Genomic DNA, 18,605 nt, shown 5'->3' on the forward strand with positions numbered 1-18,605 from the left:
GTTAATTATTTTTTATTGTAACCTAAAATTTTTAATACATCATCAGAGGTTTGTTGTTCTGAAAAAACTTCTGTTGCTAATATACCATTTTCATCCCGGTCTATTAAGATATGTTTGGGCTGCGGAATCAAACAGTGGTGTAAACCACCATATCCGCCTATGGTTTCCTGATAAGCTCCGGTATTAAAAAAACCGATATAAAGTGGTTTTTCTTTGTTGTATTTAGGTAAATAAATAGCATTCATGTTTTGTTCTGAGTTGTAATAATCATCACTGTCACAAGTCAGACCTCCTAATAACACCCTTTCATAAGTATCATTCCAGCGGTTTACTGCTAACATAATAAAACGCTTGTTTATTGCCCAGGTATCCGGTAAGGTGGTAATGAATGAAGAGTCAATCATGTTCCACTTTTCTCTGTCATTTTGTTGTTTTTGATATAAAATCTGATAAATGGCGCCACCGCTTTCTCCTACTGTAAAGGAACCAAATTCTGTAAAGATATTTGGAACATCTACTTCTGCTTCGTCACAGGCAATTTTTATCTGATTAATGATTTCATCAATCATATATTGATAATCGTATTCAAATGCAAGCGAGTTTTTGATAGGAAAACCACCTCCAATATTTAGACCGTCTAAAGAAGGGCATTCTTTTTTTAAGGCAATATATACTTTGATACATTTTACCAACTCGTTCCAGTAGTAAGCAGTATCGTTTATTCCTGTATTGATAAAAAAGTGAAGCATTTTTAATTCAAGATTACTGTTTTCCTGAATTTGCTTTTTATAGAAATTAACAATGTTTTTATAACCAATTCCTAATCTGGAAGTATAAAACTCAAATTTAGGTTCTTCCTCGGCAGCAATACGGATTCCAATTTTGAATTTTCCTTTAATTTCAGCCTGAAGTAAATCTAATTCTTCGTAGTTATCAATAATAGGAATTGTATTTTTATGACCATTGTTGATTAAACGTGCAATATTACTGATGTATTCGTCTCTTTTAAAACCATTACAAATGACATAAGTGCTTTTATTGATTTTGCCGTTTTCTAATAAATTTTCAACTATATTAATATCAAAAGCAGAGGAAGTCTCAACGTGAATATTGTTCTTGAACGCTTCATTCATGATAAATTCAAAATGAGAACTTTTAGTACAATAACAATAATAATACTTTGCCTCATACTTGTTTTTTTCCATCGATTTACGAAACCAGCTTTTGGCTTTGTTAATGTTGTTGGAAATTTGAGGCAAATAAGTAAATTTTAATGGCGTACCATATTTTTCAACCAGTTTCATCAAATCAATATTGTGAAACAGCAGATTGTCTTTATTGAGTTTAAATTCTTCCTGAGGAAAATAGTATGATTGATTTATTAAGTCAGAATATTTTGTATTCATTGAATTTTAGGATTTTATTTTTTTTATAGCTTAATGTACTAAATTAATCTATAATTCAAACCCTAATATTGGCATAAATAATTTGCAGCTTTTCGTTTTCTACTTTTAAATACTGAAAAGTATCAAAATTAAAGCGCCCTATAACTAAGTTCAAACGCTTCAATATTCTTAAAAAAGAACTATTGTTAACGCTTTGATTTTTGTTATAATTTCTTTGTTTTTGATCTCTTTTCATTGCGGCAAATGTAAAAAATAAAATATAAGTGATGCAATCCTTTTTTATAAAAAAAACAGCTAAGATTTATAATCTTCAAAAGCTTCAAGAATTAATTCATTCTCAACTGCTTGATTAATTTTTATCTTTCCAATTCCTTCGATTAAGGCAAACTGAATGCTTCCGTACTCATTTTTTTTATCATGAATCAGCAATTCCAGAATCGGTTCTATGTCTGCTTCTTCAAAAATAATATCTTCGTAAATTGATTTTAATACGCTTTTAATTTGTGTATATTCTTCTTTAGAAATCAAATCTTTCTTTAATGAAATATAACTTTCCAAAATCATTCCCACAGCAATTGCTTCTCCGTGAAGCAGGGTTGTTTTGCTTTGGCTTTCCAGAAAATACCCTTCGATTGCATGTCCTAAAGTATGCCCAAAATTCAATGCTTTTCGAATGTTTTTCTCAGTAGGATCCTGCTTTACAATTTCATTTTTAATTTCTACTGATCTAAAAATTAATTGATCTAACGCTTCAAAATCAATAGTAGAAATATCTAAAAACTCTTCCCAGTATTTTTTATCATAAATCAAACCGTGTTTCAGCATTTCGGCAAGACCGGAACGCATTTCGTTTTGAGGAACGGTTTCTAAATATTGAGTATCAATAATAACCATTCCGGGAACATTAATTACACCAATCTGATTTTTTAAATTTCCTAAATCCACTCCGTTTTTTCCACCTACCGAAGCATCCACCATTGAAAGTAAAGTAGTAGGAATATGGATAAAATCAACACCGCGTTTGAATGTTGAAGCAACAAAACCACCCAAATCAGTAACAACTCCGCCTCCCAGATTGATAACAAGACTTTTTCGGTCTCCTCCAAGTTCTGTTAGTACTTTCCAAATTTCAACGCAGGTTTCAATGTTTTTGTTTTCTTCTCCGGCCTCAAATTCAATAATTTCAACATTTAAATCCGTTTCGATATAAGGTAATAATTTTGGCAGGCAAAATTCGTTGGTGTTGCTGTCTACAATTACAAAAATATTAGAATATTTATTTTTAGTAAGGTGAATGTTTAATTCCTCATATCCTTTTTCGTTGAAATAAACATTATAGTTATTGGCTTGAATTGTTTGTGTCATCATTAATTAATTTGAAATGCAAAATAAGGTAATTTCCAGTAATTAATATTCATAACTCTGGCTATATTTGTTTTAAATAGTAAAAAAAGATGAAAAAGATATTTGAAAATACCCAAATCGCTTTTGCTTTAAAAAGCAATAATCAATTACAGTTATCGTATTTTCTTTTTAAAGTAATGAATTCTAAACTATTGGTTCAGTTAGGTACAAAAATCCTTTTACTGACTTTAAAATTACATTTACCGGTTCAGAATATAATCAGGAAAACCATATTCAGTCAATTTTGTGGCGGTGTAAATGAAGAAGATTGTCTGAAAGTAGTTGATACCTTGTTCACTAAAGAGGTTTCTTCAGTTTTAGATTATGCTGTCGAAGGGAAAATAAATGAAGAGGAGTTTGATATTGCTTTTGTAAAAACGCTTAAAATTATTGAATTTGCTAAAGAACGCCAGGCTATTCCGTTTGCCGTTTTTAAACCGACAAGTTTTGGGCGTATTAGTTTGTATGAAAAAATAACCGCTAAAAAGATACTAAGAGATGCAGAGCAGGAAGAATGGAATAGGGTAGTGAACCGTTTTGATTTAGTTTGCCAGGCAGCTCATCAAAAAGACGTTCCCGTTTTGATTGATGCCGAAGAATCCTGGATGCAAACCGCTGTCGACAGTTTAGTTCTTGAAATGATGCGTAAATACAATACCGAAAAAGTGATTGTTTATAATACTTTACAAATGTATCGTTATGATCGGATGGAATATTTAAAAAAAATCAACCAGGAAGCTAAGCAAGGAGCATTTTATATTGGAATAAAATTAGTTCGCGGCGCCTATATGGAAAAAGAAAATGAACGAGCCGAAGAAAACAATTATCCATCGCCAATTTGTGCCAGTAAGTCAGAAACCGACGAAAATTATAATACTGCTTTACAGTATATTACTGAAAATTTAGAGTTTTTTTCTCTTTTTGCAGGAACACATAACGAAATCAGTACTTATTATTTAATGGAATTAATGCAGAAAAAAAACATAGTAGCTAATGATTTCAGAATCTGGTTTGGTCAATTGTATGGGATGAGTGATACAATTAGTTTTAATTTGGCAGCCAATGGTTATAATGTGGCTAAATATATTCCTTTTGGTCCGGTGAAAGAAGTGATTCCGTATTTAATTCGGCGTGCACAGGAAAATACAGCCGTTGCAGGACAAACCAGCCGGGAATTAGAAATGATAAAAAAAGAACGTAGTCGAAGAAAACAAGAATAACTATTCTAAAAATTTAGCTTTTAACTCAGGAGTAGGGATCATACACTGTTCTTTCTTGCCGTACCATCTGTATCGGTTTTTAGCAATATAATCATAAATAATATCATTTATCTTTTTTGGAAAAACGTTCAAAGCTGCTAGAAATCCATAGAAGCCACCTAATTCAGAAGCTATTTTCAAAGCTGCTTCTGATTTATGATAATAAGCAATTCCGGGTTCGTACAGAATTATACTATCATTCTTTTTTTGGTCTACACCAATATAACTGCAAATTTTCTGACCCAAATCAGATTGCAGAGCCACAAACCGGAAAATATCTTTTTGGTCTCTTTTAATGATAAATTGTACCGCCGAATCACAAAGATTGCAAACGCCATCAAAGAGAATTATTTTTTTATTTTTGGGTAGGTTTTGCATTTTGTGGTTATTGCGAGGGACAAAGCAATCTCAGGAAGTTTGATATCCCATTATTAATATCAAATTATTTTATATAAATTTCTGACTTAGGTTTAGATTCTAAAACAATTTCCATATTTGTATCTTTTACTTTAAAGATCTTAGATTTAAATCCATCTAAATAAAATACCAAAATATCATTTTCACAAGCGCTTAATGAATAATTTCCATTCGAATCAGCTTTAAAAGATTCTTTTCTGTTCAAATTGGAGATAAAAACATTTGGAATTATTTTCTTATCTACATCATAAACTACTCCTGATATTCTTTGTTGTTTGGAATTGTCGTTATTTAAACCATAGAAAGTTTTAAATTTTTCAAGAGTATTAATGTTTTGATCTTTCAATGTTAAAAATAGCACTCCATTTTTTCCTTTTTCGCCATAAATATTATAATCTTTATCTTTTAGAACGGAAATATCTTTTATATCAGTAGGATTAATAATACTTAATACAGTAGTGTCGTTTCCCCAAATGAAACCATTTATTAATAATAATGGATTTTCAGATTTTTCATTTAAAAAAATATATAATTCCTGTGCTATTGATTTTTTTAAACCATCACTGTTTGTTGAATCTTGATTTTGCGCATGAACTGCAAAAACATTTGCAAAGAAAACAATTAGTAATATTGGTGTAATATTTTTCATTTCCAGGTTAATTAGAATCGTAAATATAAAGAAAAATCTTAATTAACTAATAAAAATATGATTGCTTCGTGCTAAACAATGAACTTACTGAACACTATTTCTTCACCGCTTCCACCAAATCCAATTCATCCAAGCTCACCTTTGAAGTAAAGAGTCCATAATTGACAACCGCTTTGTTTTTCTCAATCTTATCAATACTTCCCACGGCTTTTCCGTCTAACATTCGCACGCGATCGCCTACCTTTAAAATAGGTTTTGGTTTTTCAATAACAGGTTTTAGTTTTTTTTCTTTCTTTTCCTTTCGTATTTCTTCCACCTGAACTTTTACCTCCTCAATGATTTCTTTTTTCTTAGCTACAATTGCCTTTGTTTCTTTTGGTGTAGCTTTTTTACGTTTTGAATTTTCAATTTCTACAATCTTCAAAAATTCTCCAATGAGTTCTTTTTTGTTTTTATTATTGAAATATTTCTCTGCTATATCTTCTATTTTCTGACCAATGTAAATTGTTTTCTGATTACTATCATACAATTCCTGATAGCTTTCCAGTTTTTGCTTTATTTTGACGTTGATATTTTCCATTTTTTTGCCTTCTTCACGCGCTCTGGTTTCTTCTTCTTTCAGGTTTTGAGAAGTTTTTTCCAGTTTGGAACGTTCTTTTTGCAGGGTGGCAATGGTTTTGTCAAAACGTACTTTACCTACTTCGATTTTCTTTTTGGCACGATTAATTAAACCAAACGGAATCCCGTTTTTCTGTGCTACTTCAAAGGTAAAGGAACTTCCGGCTTGTCCTAAAGCCAGTTTGTACATGGGTTCTAATGATTTTTCATCAAACATCATATTCGCATTGGTAGCAAAAGGCAATTCGTTAGCCAGAATTTTCAAATTGGAATAATGCGTTGTGATAATTCCAAAAGCTTCTCTGTGATAGAATTCTTCTAAGAAAATTTCAGCCAGAGCACCACCTAATTCCGGATCGGATCCGGTACCAAATTCGTCAATTAAAAACATGGTTTTTCGATTGCATTTCTTCAGGAAATAGTTCATGTTTTTTAATCGGTAACTGTATGTACTCAGGTGATTTTCAATAGATTGATTATCTCCGATGTCTGTTAATATTCTGTCGAATAAAAAGGTTTCCGAACGTTCGTGAACCGGAATCAACATTCCCGATTGTAACATCAATTGGAGTAAACCGACTGTTTTTAACGAAATAGTTTTTCCTCCTGCATTAGGACCTGAAATTACAATAATTCGGTTTTCCTGTTTTAGTTCAATAGTCTGCGGATAAGTAATTTCCTTTTTTTGTTTGTTTGTTAAATACAAAATAGGGTGAAAAGCATCTCTAAAATACAAACGACGTTCCTCTGTAATTGTGGGTAAAATTCCGTTGATTCTTTCGGCATATTTCGCTTTAGCAGCAATGACATCTATATCACTTAAAAAATCCTGATACTCTTTTAATAAAGGTAGAAACGGACGAATAGCATTCGATAATTGCTTTAAAATACGGGTGATTTCTTCTTTTTCCTCATATTCTAAATTGCTCAGTTCTCTGGAATATTTAAGCGTCATTTCAGGCTCGATATAAGCAATACTTCCTGTTTTAGAACTTCCTAAAATAGTTCCTCTTACTTTTCGGCGGTACATAGATAATACGGCAAGAACACGACGGTTTTGAACAAAACTTTCTTTAATATCATCCAGATAACCCAAACCGTTATATTGTGTTAAAGCAATCCCAAAGCTCTGATTGACTTTCCCTCGGACCAGATTCATATTTCTGCGTATGTCGGATAAAACAGGGGAGGCATTATCTTTAATTTCGCCATATTTATCCACTACAACATCAATCTGTGAAATAATTTCTTTAGTAAGTTCCACACGCGAAGCACGGGCATTTATATTGGGGTAATAATCATCAAATTTCTTAAGAAAATTTAATAAAAAGTTTACTGTGGAAGACAATGTGGCAATTTTTCTAAAACTACCCACTTCCAGAAAACTGTCTTCAATGGCTAAAAATTTTATTTCGTGTGTTATCGCATCAAATCCGTGATTGGGAATTGCATTATTATTCTGAAAAGAAGAAACATACTCTGAAGTTTGCAGTAAAGCCTGCATCAAAGTTTCTTTATCTCTGAACGGAGTAATTTGTAGAGCTTTATCTTTTCCTATTTCGGTGTTACAGATATCTGAAATGGTTTCCAAAATTGTTGGAAACTGTAAGTCCTGTAAAGTTTTTTCGGTAATACTAATCATTTAATTTCTTTAAGAAAGTCTCGCAAAAGTACAAAAAATACCAGCATTCATTACGGTAAGTATCTTTCTAATTTTTATCTAAAGTAAATATGAATTGGTTAAAAAAATTCTGAAATTCGCAAAAAAAAAGATATGGATGTAAAAATGCATGATTCATGGAAGACTGTTTTAAATGAAGAATTTGAAAAAATATATTTCAAAGAATTAATTGATTTTGTTAAATCCGAATATATGACAAAAATCTGTTATCCTAAAGGCAGTCAGATATTTTCAGCTTTTGATCATTGTCATTTTGATCAGGTTAAAGTGGTAATTATTGGTCAGGATCCTTACCATGGTCCGCATCAGGCAAATGGTTTATGTTTTTCTGTAAATGACGGGATTCCGTTTCCGCCTTCATTGCAAAATATTTTCAGAGAAATTTCTACCGATTTAAATGTGTCCATGCCAGCATCCGGAAATTTAGAACGTTGGGCAGATCAGGGTGTTTTTCTTTTAAATGCGACATTAACTGTCAGACAATCAGAAGCAGGAAGTCATCAGGGAAAAGGCTGGGAAAAATTTACGGATGCCGTAATTAAAAAAATTTCGGAAGAATCAGAAAATGTAGTGTTTTTACTTTGGGGCGGTTTTGCACAGAAAAAAGCTGCTTTGATTGACGCATCCAAACATCATATTTTAAAATCAGGGCATCCTTCCCCTTTGAGCGCTAACAGAGGTTTTTGGTTTGGAAATAAACATTTCAGTAAAACAAACGAGTATCTAAAAGTAAATAACAAACCTGAAATCAATTGGTAAAAAAAAGCCACTTAAATTCCGTAGAAGAAACTTAAATGGCTCATTTGCATCGTAAAAGAACTTATTTTTTTATAATATTTACAAGAATAGCTTTGTCTGACTGATTTTTTACAGTCAGAATAATTTCAATATTCTGAGCCGTTTTCCCTTCAATAACATACAGTTTGGTGTTTTTTCCAAATTCGGTATCACTTTTATCGAAATCTACATCTCCAAATTCCAAAGAGTTTTTGATATCAGTTGTGTCAATCCATTTTTCTGCTAAAACCTGAGAAGCTTTTTCAGAATATTCAAAAGGTTTATTTCTGATATCATTTAAAACGCGGGCATTGGGAAAATAATTGCAGCGGGTATCTTTTCCGCTAAAAACAAGAGCTACAAAAAAGCAGCCTAAAACCAACCCAACTAAATAATAAGAAAAACGATATGCAAACTTCATGAAGTGTTTTTTTTTGCAAAGGTAATTTAAAGTTTGCTTAAAACACAATTAAATTAATGTCGTTGTTAGGCAAATCAAACCAGTCACCGATGGCTCTGTTTGTCAGTATGCCATGATAAGTATAGATTCCGTTTTTCAGACCTTTGTCGCAACGAATAGCACTTTCTATACCGCCATCCTCGGCTATTTTTAATAAATAAGGAGTGATAATATTACTTATAGAAAGCGAAGCTGTCTTTGAATAACGGGAAGGGATATTAGGAACACAATAATGCAAAATATTATTTTTTATAAAAGTCGGTTTTTCATGAGTAGTAACTTCAGAAGTTTCAAAACAACCCCCGGTATCAATACTTACATCTACAATTACAGCGCCTTTTTTCATATGTTCCACCATAGTCTCAGTAACTACAATAGGGCAGCGTTCTATGCCACGCATGGCTCCAATAGCCACATCACAACGTCTTAAAGCCTTCATTAGAGCTTTTGGCTGAATAGTAGAAGTAAAAATTCGCTGGCTTAAACTATTTTGCAGTCTTCTTAATTTGGTAATAGAATTATCAAACACTTTTACATTAGCCCCTAAACCAATAGCTGTTTTTGTTGCAAATTCTCCCGCTGTTCCGGCACCCAAAATGACTACTTCTGTAGGAGGAACACCTGTTATGTTACCAAATAAAAGTCCTTTTCCAAAAGTATTGGCAATCATCAGTTCGGCTGCAATTAATATAGATGCTGTACCTGCAATTTCACTCAAAGACTTAACAATAGGATAGGTTTCATCGACGTCTTTAATATATTCAAAAGCAAGTGCGGTTATTTTTTTCTTGGCTAAAGCTTCGAAATATTCTCTTCTCTTCGTTTTTAATTGAATTGCCGAAATGAGAATCGCCTGATTGTTCATCATGTTGATTTCGGCAACAGTAGGTGGTTCAACCTTTAAAATCATAGGGCAACCAAAAACTTTTTGAGTATCCTGAGTGACTTCGGCACCTGCCTCAGAATATTCTTTATCGGAATAACTGGCATTTTCTCCTGCACCTGATTCAATCATTACACGATGACCGTGACATACTAAAGAACTCACAGCATCCGGAGTTAAACAAATGCGACGTTCCTGATAGCTGGTCTCTTTAGGAATACCTATAAATAGTTCCCCTTTTTTTCGGGCTACTTCCAGTTTTTCTTCCTGAGGTAATAACTGTTGTTTTGTAAATGGCGTTATTGATATTGACATCGTTTTTTGTACTATTAAAAAGTAAAATTACGCAAAAAGATTAAAAAAATAAGCTTTATAATTTTATAAAAGGCTGAAAAGGCTCAATTATTAACATAGATGAAAAAACAAACTTATTTTATATTATAAATTAAGAAGTAATTTCGGAATAAGCCTTTTATTTTAAAACACAAATCATTATTAATCAACAGGTAATACTTTTAATTTACAGTTTAATTTAATTTTAAAAGCCTTTTATTATCAGGAAGCACTTCTATGGTAATTGTTGAATATTTTTCAGGCAGAAGATTAGCAATATTTTCGGCCCACTCAATAAAGCACCAATGTCCGGAATACAAATAATCATCTATTCCCATATCTAAAGCTTCTGTTTCTTTTTTTAAACGATAAAAATCAAAATGATAAACAATCTGATTATCTGTAGTTTCATATTCGTTAACTAAAGAAAAAGTTGGACTGCTTGTTGCTCCGGTCACACCCAGAGTTTTACATAGTTGTTTAATAAAAGTAGTTTTTCCGGCTCCCATTTCACCGTTAAAAAGCAATACTTTATTAGGTTTCGCAGCCACAATTAATTCGGCAACATTTTGTATTTCTTCTAATGAAAAAGTGATTTCCATATTTTAGTAATTAGTGAATAGTCATTAGTAATTAGCTATTTGTGAATTATTAAAAAGCTAACTAATCACTATTCACTAGTGACTAATTACTACTTCGGATTAAATATCAAACAGGGAATAATCATTTCTTCCAGAGAAATCCCTCCGTGCTGATAGGTATTTTTATAATAACTCACATAATGATTGTAATTATTGACATATGCCAGAAACAAATCATTTTTTGCAAAAATATAAGAACTACTCATATTTATAGCAGGTAAACCAATTTTTTTTGGGTCTTTTACAGCATATACGTCTTTATTTTCATAAGTAAGACTTCGGCCTGTTTTGTAGCGTAAATTGAGACTGGTATTTTTATCGCCCACAACCTTTGATGGATTTTTTACATTTATGGTTCCGTGATCAGTAGTTAAAATTAATTTGAATCCTAATTTTTGAGCCTGTTGGATAATTTCTAATAAAGGAGAATTTTTGAACCAGCTCAAAGTAAGGGAACGATAAGCTTTATCATCCGGAGCTAGTTCTTTTACAACATCCATTTCAGTTTTAGCATGTGAAAGCATGTCTACAAAATTATAGACAATGGTAACCAGATCGTTTTCTTTCAGTGCCCTGAAATTCTCTACGAGTTTTTTACCCGATGCCATATTGGTAATCTTGAAATAATCTTCTTTAATGTTTAATCCCAAACGCTTTAACTGAGCGGAAAGAAATTCGGCTTCAAATAGATTTTTTCCACCTTCATCAGGATCATTTTTCCACAAATCAGGATGTTTTTTTTCCATATCTGCCGGTAGCAAACCAGAGAAAATAGCATTTCTTGCATATTGCGTAGCGGTAGGCAGAATAGAGTAGTAGGGTACTTCTTTTTCCAGTTTGTAATAATCTGCCACGACACTTTCAAATGCTTTCCATTGATCGTAACGTAAATTATCAATAACTACAAATAAAACAGGTTTCTCTTTTTTCTTTAGTTCAGGAACTACTAATTCTTTAAATAAGGTATGAGACTGAATCGGTTTGTCTGCTTTGGGTAAAAACCATTCTTCATAATTGCGTTCAATAAATTTTCCGAACTGTGAATTGGCTTCCACTTTTTGGGATTCCAAAATTTCAATCATACTCTGATCATTGATATCTTCAAGTTGTAATTCCCAGAATAATAATTTTTTATATAATTCTATCCAGTCTTCAAAACTATTTACCATTCCTAATTCCATTGCTATTTTACGGAATTCTTTCTGATAATCCAGAGTGGTTTTTTGCGAAATCAGTTTTGAATGATCTAAATTCTTTTTCAGACTCAGTAATATCTGATTAGGATTGACCGGCTTAATAAGATAATCAGCAATTTTAGCCCCGATAGCTTCCTCCATGATATATTCTTCTTCACTTTTAGTAATCATAATCATTGGGACAGCACTCTTTTTTTCTTTCATTTCGGATAAAGTTTCTAATCCGCTCATTCCGGGCATATTTTCGTCTAAGAAAACAATATCAAAATTTTCATTTTCAAATATTTCGATAGCATCAAGACCATTGTTACAAGTCGTGACTTCGTAATTTTTTTTTTCTAAAAAAAGAATGTGAGGTTTCAGATATTCAATTTCATCATCCACCCAAAGTATTTTTATCTTGTCCATATATGTTTAAATAATAATCTATTATAATAGTTACTCAACAACGTTTAAAAAAGCTGTTCATTGTGCAAATTACAGATTTTATATAAGCTGAGTTCCTAATATTATGATAAAATTTCTTTCTAAAAAAGGATAGCTCAATGCTTTATTTTACACGAATAAACCAATACTAATTAAAAAATTAATACAATTTTATAACTATATGCATTATTTTTTCTTAAATTTATAAATAACATAAAATCATCTATTATGACTGTAAATCAAATATTAGGCGTAAAAGGAAATGAAGTTCATTCCATACTTTCTACCATTACAGTTTATGAAGCATTGCGGATTATGGGAGAAAGAAATATTGGTGCTGTTTTAGTTATTGAAGATAATATTTTGAAAGGCATTTTATCAGAGCGGGATTATGCCAGGAAGATTGTTTTGAAAAATAAAACATCAAGAGAAACGTTTGTTCATGAAATTATGGATACTGAAATCATTAGCGTTAAACCCGATGATGATATAAATTATTGTATGGATTTAATTACTAATAAAAGAGTCAGACATCTGCCGGTAGTATCAGAAACGGAAGTGATTGGTATTGTTTCTATTGGTGATGTGGTAAAATCTATTATTGAATTACAACAAAACACCATCCATCATCTTGATTCTTATATTCATGGAACTAAAGCGGAATAGAATATATTATAATTAGAAATTTCATTATGGTAACAATCATTCTATCAGTTTTTCTTTTAGCTGTGGGAATTGCCGGAATTGCAATCAAACTATTAGTTAAAAAAAACGGACGATTCTCAGGTACCTGCAGTAGCAATAATCCTTTAATACAAAGTGAAGAAGGAGAGGTATGCAGTATTTGTGGCGCTAAACCACAGGAAAAGTGCAAATCTTAAGTCTAAGATACTGTTTTGATGCGCTTCATCAAACCGGGAGAAATATAGGTTTTCCATTTTCCTTTTTCATCATATATAAAGAAAACTTCCAAATTTAATTCTTTGTTTTTTTCTACAAAATCAATTGATTTCTGTAAACCCATTACCATAAAAGCAGTTGCATAAGCATCCGCAGTTATGGCATCATTGGCAATGACGGTAGTGCTTAGCAAATTATGTTTAGCCGGATACCCTGTTTTAGGATTTATAATATGTGAAAATTTTTGATTGCCTTCTCTGTAAAATTTCCGGTAATTACCTGAGGTAGCAAGTGCGCGGTTGCCTAAATTAACAATGGCCTGTAGTTTTCTGTCTGATGCATTTTCTTCGTCAGGCTGCTCAATGCCCACTTTCCATTCTTCTTTTATTTTTTTTCCGTTTGATTTTATTTCGCCTCCTAATTCAACTAAATAATTTGTTATTCCTTTTTTTTGAAAAAAATCGGCTAATACATCCACTGAATATCCTTGTGCTATAGCATTAAAATCAATTTTAATTTCCGGTTTTTCTTTTACTATTTTGCTGTGCTGAAGGCTTAGCATTTTATAATTGACCAATGGCAACAGACTATCAAGCTTTCTTTTATTTAAGGTCTTTTTTGTGGCCGGACCAAACCCCCATGCATTTATTAAAGGACCTACGGTAATATCAAAATCACCTTTTGTTTTATCAGACACTTCGACTGCTTTATTAAAAACTGTTCTGAAATAATCATCAATAATTACATCCTTTTCATTATTATTTATCCGCGAAATGATTGAATTTGGAATCCATGCAGACATAGACCTATCAATATCAGCTAATAAAGAATCGATTTGTTTTTTGGAAACGATTTTATCTTGAGAAACATAGCTTATATGGTAACTGGTTCCCTGTGCGTTTCCCTGAAGAAAAAAAATGGCTTCTTCTTTCGCGCAGGCAACAACGAATATTGCTGTTGTGAAAATAATGAATACGTTTTTTATCATATAATTGTTTTAACTTCCAAAATCATCAAAAGCGATATTTTCCTGTGGAACTCCTAAATCGTCCAGCATTTTAAATACTGCAGCATTCATCAGCGGCGGACCGCAAACATAGTATTCGATGTCTTCCGGAGCTTCATGTTCTTTTAAATAATTGTCAAATAATACATTGTGAATAAAACCGGTATATCCTTTCCAGTTGTCTTCAGGCAATGGTTCAGAAAGCGCGATATTATATTCGAAATTATCAAAATCCTTTTCAATATCTCTAAAATCTTCGGTATAAAAGACTTCTTTTAAAGATCTTCCTCCGTACCAAAAACTCACTTTCCGGTCTTTTTCTTTTAACGTATGAAACAAATGAAATAAATGAGAACGTAAAGGAGCCATTCCGGCTCCTCCGCCTATATAAATCATTTCTCTTTGTGTGTCCTTAATGTGGAAATCACCAAAAGGCCCAGCTATACTAACTTTATCACCCGGTTTTAAAGAAAATACATAAGATGATGAAACTCCTGGATAAACCTTCATAAATCCACCTGCTTTTCTATCAAAAGGGGGAGTAGCTAATCGGATATTAAGCATAATTATATTGCCTTCCGCAGGATGATTAGCCATAGAATAGGCTCTGAAAACGGCTTCCGGATTTTTAATTTTTAAATCCCAAACTTTAAATTTATCATAATCTGATTTAAAACGGTCATCTATCTTATATAAATCATTTTTAAAATCCAGTTCAAATTCAGGAACATCAAGTTGGATATAACTTCCGGGTTCAAAATCTAAAAAATCGCCTTCAGGTAATTTTACTATTAATTCTTTGATATAAGTTGCTACATTGTCATTAGAAACCACTTCGCATTCCCATTTCTTAATTCCCATTACACTTTTAGGAATTACAATTTCCATATCCTGTTTTACTTTTACCTGACAGCCTAACCTCCAGTTGTTTTGTTGTTCTTTTCTGGAAAAATAAGGAGTTTCTGTTGGTAAAATTGCGCCACCGCCAGACAGTACCTGACATTTACATAAACCGCAGGTACCACCACCTCCACAGGCTGATGGCAAAAATATTTTTTTATTGGATAAAGTAGAAAGCAGTGATGAACCCGCTTCTGTTTTTAATTCTTCTTCTTCGTTTATAGTGATATTGACTAATCCGGAAGGAGTCAGCTTGGATTTAGTATACAGAATTATATATACAAGAATAGCATTGAAGAGTAAAAATACAATTACACTACAAATGATTGTTATGCCATCAAAATCTGATATATTCATTTTAATTAGTTTATATATTTTATAATGAAATCCCCATAAAACTCATAAAAGCAATTGCCATCAAACCGGTTAAAATAAACGTGATTCCTAAGCCTCTTAAAGGTCCGGGAACATTAGAATATCTCAATTTTTCACGTATTGCAGACAAAGCAACTATCGCTAAAAACCATCCTACACCAGATCCCAGAGCAAAAGCGCTTACTTCTCCTAAGTTGGCATATTCTCTTTCCTGCATGAATAACGCGCCACCGAGAATAGAACAATTTACAGCAATCAGAGGTAGAAATATTCCCAAAGAAGTGTATAAAGCCGGTGCAAATTTTTCAACAATCATCTCTACCAATTGTACAATAGAAGCTATTGTTGCAATGAACATGATAAAACTTAAAAAGCTCAGATCTACAGTCGAAAAATCAGCAGACAGCCATTGTAAAGCACCGGCTTTCAAAACATATTTTTCCAAAAGATAACATACAGGAACAGAAACAAACAATACAAAGGTTACTGCAAGCCCCAGTCCTACAGCACTTTTTACTGTTTTAGAAATGGCTAAATAAGAACACATACCTAAAAAATAAGCAAATATCATGTTCTCGATAAAAATTCCTTTTATAAAAATATTGACGTATTCCATGATGAAATATTTATTTTGATTCTATTAGTTTTTGATTTCGGCTTCTTTGAATCCAAATAAGGATACCCACAATAATAAGTGCCATGGGTGGCATGATAGCCAGACTGTTGTTAAAATACCCAGATTCATAAAAAGAATCAGGTACAACCCGATAGCCTAATAATTCTCCGGATCCAAAAAATTCACGTAACATAGAAACAATAATCAGGATTATACCGTATCCAAAACCGTTTCCGATGCCGTCTAAAAATGAAGCCCAGGGTTTATTAGACATAGCAAAAGCTTCTAGCCTTCCCATAATAATACAATTAGTTATAATCAATCCTACAAAAACCGATAGTTGCTTACTGACATCGAATAAAAAAGCTTTCAGAAACTGGTCTACTAAAATTACCATGGTAGCAACTACTGTTAACTGAACAATAATCCGGATGCGGTTGGGAATAATATTTCGAATAAAAGAAATAATAACATTTGAAAACGCACAAACAACAACTACAGCAACAGCCATTACAATGGATGGTTTCATTTTTACTGTAACTGCTAATGCCGAACAAATACCCAATACCTGAACTGTAATAGGATTATTGTCATTCAGCGGATCATATAAAAGGCGTTTGTTTTTAGCTGAAAACAAAGGCTCTTTTGATTTTTTCTTTTTGGCAGGAACTGCGATAGTTTCTTTACTCATATCCTGTAGTTTTTAATTTTTAAATGCAACAGTCTGCTGTTTTTTAAAATACGGAATGTAATTTTCAAGGATATTTTCCAGCATATTACTAACTCCGTGACTGGTGATGGTAGCTCCGGAAATTGCATCAACGCCGTGTGAATTATCCGCTTTAGCGCCACCTTTAATTACATCAACTGAAACAAATTTGCCTGATTCATCAAAAATTTTTTTCCCTGCAAACTGTTGCTGGAATTTTTTTGTTTCAATTTCTGCACCTAAGCCTGGTGTTTCACTTTTATGACTAAAACTAACTCCGTAAACTGTGTTCATATCATTTTCCAGAGAAATATAACCCCATATGGGACCCCATAAGCCTTTTCCTCTGACAGGAATAATATAGAATGATTTTCCGTCTTTATTGCAAATAAAAAGTGGAAACAGTCGTTTATCTTCGTTTCCTGTTTTGGATTTATCCAGTTCTTTTTTAATATCAATATCAAATGCTTTTACGTTGTTATTAGTAAGTTCTTCTCCTTTGTTATTCAATACAATTTGCTTTGTGATATATTTATCAAAAGTAGCTTCGGTCTGATCTGATTCAGTGGTGACGGAAATACTGCTAAGTATGTTTTTCATTTTCTCCACTCTGCTATTCTTTTCCTGATAAGGTGCCAGACTAATGGCAGTTACGGATAGTACTATTGCAACAATAATGACCATAACTGACGAAAAAATAAACGTTGTTTTATTATTATCTTTATCCATTTTGTTTCTGTATTGGCTTTATTCTTTTCAATCTTCTTTTAATATTGGCTTCCACCACATAATGGTCTATCAACGGTGCCATTACATTCATAAACAGGATTGCCAGCATCATTCCTTCAGGATAAGCGGGATTAAATACTCTAAAGAGAATTGCCAGCAATCCTATTAAAAATCCGTAAATATATTTTCCTGTATTTGTCTGAGTGGCGCTAACAGGATCAGTGGCCATAAATACGGCTCCAAAAGCAAAACCTCCCAATACTAAATGATGCAGAGGGCTTATTTGCATCAGCGTATTCAATCCAAATAAATTAAATATTAACGCCATTAAAAATCCTCCTGCAAATACTGAAGTCATGATCCGCCAGCTGCCAATTCCTGTAAATAATAAAATTCCAGCACCAATCAGGCAGGCAAGCGTAGATGTTTCACCAACAGATCCGGGAATAACTCCGATAAAAGAATCGATTATATTCGGAAGTTTATCACCATATCCAGCAGCGGCATCACCTAAAGCAGTTGCACCGGTATAAGCATCCACAACGCCCTGTCCTTTTTCAGGATCAGTATTAATCCATACTTCATTACCGGACATTTTAGCTGGATATGCAAAAAATAAAAATGCTCTGGCTGTTAATGCCGGATTTAAAATATTCATTCCGGTACCACCAAATACTTCTTTTCCTATAATAACTGCAAAAACTGTAGCAACTGCCAGCATCCATAAAGGAACTTCAACGGGCATAATAAGAGGAATCAGCATTCCTGAAACTAAAAAACCTTCATTAATTTTATGTTTTCTGATTATGGCAAAAATAAACTCGGTGGTCAATCCTGCTCCGTACGAAACTAAAATTAACGGAAGTACTTTGACAGCTCCAAAAATAAAATTATCCATTAAGGAAACATTTGCAATTCCCAGTGCCTGATAATGCTGGTAACCGATATTCCACATTCCGAATAATAAACAGGGAACTAACGATAAAACTACCAATATCATAGTGCGTTTTAAATCAATCGCATCCCGAATGTGTGTTCCTTTACTGTTTGTTGTATGATTAGGAACAAACAAAAAAGTTTCAAACGCATCGAATGCAGGGTAAAATTTTTCCAGTTTTCCCCCTTTTTCAAAATTTGGCTTGAGATTATTTAGTAATTTTCTAAGTGGTTTCAAATCTTATTTTTTTAAATAATTATATTAAATAATTCATTGGTTATAA

General features: G+C 32.5%; 19 protein-coding genes. 4 read left to right on the plus strand and 15 right to left on the minus strand.

Going from position 1 to position 18,605, the window contains the following annotated elements; genetic code table 11:
* Positions 1-5: 5 nt before the first annotated feature.
* The gene (locus ABS764_RS01705; RefSeq protein ID WP_408079321.1) at positions 6-1,406 is read right to left on the minus strand and encodes a type III PLP-dependent enzyme domain-containing protein; all 1,401 of its coding nucleotides are present in this window, start codon (positions 1,404-1,406) and stop codon (positions 6-8) included.
* A gap of 294 nt (positions 1,407-1,700) precedes the next feature.
* Complete coding sequence (gene aroB / locus ABS764_RS01710) at positions 1,701-2,771, minus strand: 3-dehydroquinate synthase (protein WP_408079323.1); 1,071 nt, start codon at positions 2,769-2,771, stop codon at positions 1,701-1,703.
* 89 nt (positions 2,772-2,860) lie between these two features.
* Between aroB and ABS764_RS01715 the strand changes: the two genes are divergently transcribed.
* Positions 2,861-4,030, plus strand: a complete 1,170-nt coding sequence (locus ABS764_RS01715) for a proline dehydrogenase family protein (RefSeq protein WP_408079325.1) — start codon at positions 2,861-2,863, stop codon at positions 4,028-4,030.
* On the opposite strand, the gene ABS764_RS01720 is transcribed toward ABS764_RS01715, so the two are convergent.
* The 3 genes from ABS764_RS01720 to ABS764_RS01730 form a co-directional block, all read right to left on the minus strand.
* On the minus strand, positions 4,031-4,447 hold the full coding sequence (locus ABS764_RS01720) for a thiol-disulfide oxidoreductase DCC family protein (protein WP_408079327.1): 417 nt from the start codon (positions 4,445-4,447) through the stop codon (positions 4,031-4,033).
* A 64-nt stretch (positions 4,448-4,511) separates the two neighbouring features.
* Entirely contained in the window at positions 4,512-5,135 is a 624-nt protein-coding gene (locus ABS764_RS01725; protein ID WP_408079329.1) for a hypothetical protein, read from the minus strand.
* Between the two features lie 94 nt (positions 5,136-5,229).
* Positions 5,230-7,395: an endonuclease MutS2 gene (locus ABS764_RS01730; RefSeq protein WP_408079331.1), complete on the minus strand. Its 2,166-nt coding sequence runs from the start codon at positions 7,393-7,395 to the stop codon at positions 5,230-5,232.
* A 132-nt stretch (positions 7,396-7,527) separates the two neighbouring features.
* Here ABS764_RS01730 and ABS764_RS01735 point away from each other — a divergent pair, with 132 nt between their 5' ends.
* Complete coding sequence (locus ABS764_RS01735; protein ID WP_408079333.1) at positions 7,528-8,193, plus strand: uracil-DNA glycosylase; 666 nt, start codon at positions 7,528-7,530, stop codon at positions 8,191-8,193.
* 61 nt (positions 8,194-8,254) lie between these two features.
* Here ABS764_RS01735 and ABS764_RS01740 read toward each other — a convergent pair whose 3' ends face one another.
* The 4 genes from ABS764_RS01740 to porX all read right to left on the minus strand — a co-directional run bounded on the left by ABS764_RS01740 (position 8,255) and on the right by porX (position 12,132).
* Positions 8,255-8,632: a DUF4258 domain-containing protein gene (locus ABS764_RS01740; RefSeq protein WP_408079335.1), complete on the minus strand. Its 378-nt coding sequence runs from the start codon at positions 8,630-8,632 to the stop codon at positions 8,255-8,257.
* A 37-nt stretch (positions 8,633-8,669) separates the two neighbouring features.
* The gene (locus tag ABS764_RS01745) at positions 8,670-9,869 is read right to left on the minus strand and encodes an alanine dehydrogenase (RefSeq protein WP_408079337.1); all 1,200 of its coding nucleotides are present in this window, start codon (positions 9,867-9,869) and stop codon (positions 8,670-8,672) included.
* Between the two features lie 212 nt (positions 9,870-10,081).
* Complete coding sequence (gene tsaE, locus ABS764_RS01750) at positions 10,082-10,489, minus strand: tRNA (adenosine(37)-N6)-threonylcarbamoyltransferase complex ATPase subunit type 1 TsaE (protein WP_408079339.1); 408 nt, start codon at positions 10,487-10,489, stop codon at positions 10,082-10,084.
* 89 nt (positions 10,490-10,578) lie between these two features.
* Complete coding sequence (gene porX, locus ABS764_RS01755; protein ID WP_408079341.1) at positions 10,579-12,132, minus strand: T9SS response regulator signal transducer PorX; 1,554 nt, start codon at positions 12,130-12,132, stop codon at positions 10,579-10,581.
* 246 nt (positions 12,133-12,378) lie between these two features.
* On the opposite strand from porX, the gene ABS764_RS01760 reads away from it, so the two are divergent.
* Positions 12,379-12,816, plus strand: a complete 438-nt coding sequence (locus ABS764_RS01760) for a CBS domain-containing protein (RefSeq protein ID WP_408079343.1) — start codon at positions 12,379-12,381, stop codon at positions 12,814-12,816.
* 26 nt (positions 12,817-12,842) lie between these two features.
* Complete coding sequence (locus ABS764_RS01765) at positions 12,843-13,031, plus strand: membrane or secreted protein (protein WP_408079345.1); 189 nt, start codon at positions 12,843-12,845, stop codon at positions 13,029-13,031.
* A gap of 2 nt (positions 13,032-13,033) precedes the next feature.
* Here the strand turns inward: ABS764_RS01765 and ABS764_RS01770 are convergent, their stop codons facing one another.
* The 6 genes from ABS764_RS01770 to ABS764_RS01795 are packed head-to-tail and all read right to left on the minus strand — an operon-like array spanning position 13,034 to position 18,559.
* Positions 13,034-14,038 carry an FAD:protein FMN transferase gene (locus ABS764_RS01770; protein ID WP_408079347.1) on the minus strand — a complete coding sequence of 335 codons (1,005 nt, stop codon included), beginning with the start codon at positions 14,036-14,038 and terminating at the stop codon, positions 13,034-13,036.
* Positions 14,039-14,047: 9 nt separating this feature from the next.
* Positions 14,048-15,313, minus strand: coding sequence for an NADH:ubiquinone reductase (Na(+)-transporting) subunit F (gene nqrF, locus ABS764_RS01775; RefSeq protein ID WP_408079349.1), 1,266 nt, complete (start codon positions 15,311-15,313; stop codon positions 14,048-14,050).
* A 19-nt stretch (positions 15,314-15,332) separates the two neighbouring features.
* Entirely contained in the window at positions 15,333-15,947 is a 615-nt protein-coding gene (gene nqrE, locus ABS764_RS01780; protein ID WP_408079351.1) for an NADH:ubiquinone reductase (Na(+)-transporting) subunit E, read from the minus strand.
* Positions 15,948-15,957: 10 nt separating this feature from the next.
* Positions 15,958-16,638 (minus strand): NADH:ubiquinone reductase (Na(+)-transporting) subunit D, encoded by a 681-nt coding sequence (locus ABS764_RS01785; RefSeq protein WP_408079353.1) that lies wholly within the window; start codon positions 16,636-16,638, stop codon positions 15,958-15,960.
* Between the two features lie 12 nt (positions 16,639-16,650).
* Positions 16,651-17,385, minus strand: a complete 735-nt coding sequence (gene nqrC / locus ABS764_RS01790) for an NADH:ubiquinone reductase (Na(+)-transporting) subunit C (protein ID WP_408079355.1) — start codon at positions 17,383-17,385, stop codon at positions 16,651-16,653.
* Positions 17,378-18,559, minus strand: a complete 1,182-nt coding sequence (locus ABS764_RS01795) for an NADH:ubiquinone reductase (Na(+)-transporting) subunit B (RefSeq protein ID WP_408079357.1) — start codon at positions 18,557-18,559, stop codon at positions 17,378-17,380. The genes nqrC and ABS764_RS01795 overlap by 8 nt, the downstream gene beginning before the upstream one ends.
* Positions 18,560-18,605: the final 46 nt, after the last annotated feature.

It is taken from the genome of Flavobacterium plantiphilum (genome assembly GCF_046000495.1).
Classification (GTDB): Bacteria; Bacteroidota; Bacteroidia; order Flavobacteriales; family Flavobacteriaceae; genus Flavobacterium; species Flavobacterium plantiphilum.

Excerpts from the sequence above, each read along its gene's own strand:
- tsaE (WP_408079339.1), bottom strand. The coding sequence starts at position 10,489 with ATGGAAATCACTTTTTCATTAGAAGAAATACAAAATGTTGCCGAATTA.
- ABS764_RS01720 (WP_408079327.1), bottom strand. The coding sequence starts at position 4,447 with ATGCAAAACCTACCCAAAAATAAAAAAATAATTCTCTTTGATGGCGTT.
- ABS764_RS01745 (WP_408079337.1), bottom strand. The coding sequence starts at position 9,869 with ATGTCAATATCAATAACGCCATTTACAAAACAACAGTTATTACCTCAG.
- nqrC (WP_408079355.1), bottom strand. The coding sequence starts at position 17,385 with ATGGATAAAGATAATAATAAAACAACGTTTATTTTTTCGTCAGTTATG.
- ABS764_RS01730 (WP_408079331.1), bottom strand. The coding sequence starts at position 7,395 with ATGATTAGTATTACCGAAAAAACTTTACAGGACTTACAGTTTCCAACA.
- ABS764_RS01740 (WP_408079335.1), bottom strand. The coding sequence starts at position 8,632 with ATGAAGTTTGCATATCGTTTTTCTTATTATTTAGTTGGGTTGGTTTTA.
- nqrE (WP_408079351.1), bottom strand. The coding sequence starts at position 15,947 with ATGGAATACGTCAATATTTTTATAAAAGGAATTTTTATCGAGAACATG.
- ABS764_RS01705 (WP_408079321.1), bottom strand. The coding sequence starts at position 1,406 with ATGAATACAAAATATTCTGACTTAATAAATCAATCATACTATTTTCCT.
- ABS764_RS01765 (WP_408079345.1), top strand. The coding sequence starts at position 12,843 with ATGGTAACAATCATTCTATCAGTTTTTCTTTTAGCTGTGGGAATTGCC.
- ABS764_RS01725 (WP_408079329.1), bottom strand. The coding sequence starts at position 5,135 with ATGAAAAATATTACACCAATATTACTAATTGTTTTCTTTGCAAATGTT.
- ABS764_RS01785 (WP_408079353.1), bottom strand. The coding sequence starts at position 16,638 with ATGAGTAAAGAAACTATCGCAGTTCCTGCCAAAAAGAAAAAATCAAAA.
- ABS764_RS01770 (WP_408079347.1), bottom strand. The coding sequence starts at position 14,038 with ATGATAAAAAACGTATTCATTATTTTCACAACAGCAATATTCGTTGTT.
- ABS764_RS01760 (WP_408079343.1), top strand. The coding sequence starts at position 12,379 with ATGACTGTAAATCAAATATTAGGCGTAAAAGGAAATGAAGTTCATTCC.
- nqrF (WP_408079349.1), bottom strand. The coding sequence starts at position 15,313 with ATGAATATATCAGATTTTGATGGCATAACAATCATTTGTAGTGTAATT.
- porX (WP_408079341.1), bottom strand. The coding sequence starts at position 12,132 with ATGGACAAGATAAAAATACTTTGGGTGGATGATGAAATTGAATATCTG.
- ABS764_RS01735 (WP_408079333.1), top strand. The coding sequence starts at position 7,528 with ATGGATGTAAAAATGCATGATTCATGGAAGACTGTTTTAAATGAAGAA.
- aroB (WP_408079323.1), bottom strand. The coding sequence starts at position 2,771 with ATGACACAAACAATTCAAGCCAATAACTATAATGTTTATTTCAACGAA.
- ABS764_RS01715 (WP_408079325.1), top strand. The coding sequence starts at position 2,861 with ATGAAAAAGATATTTGAAAATACCCAAATCGCTTTTGCTTTAAAAAGC.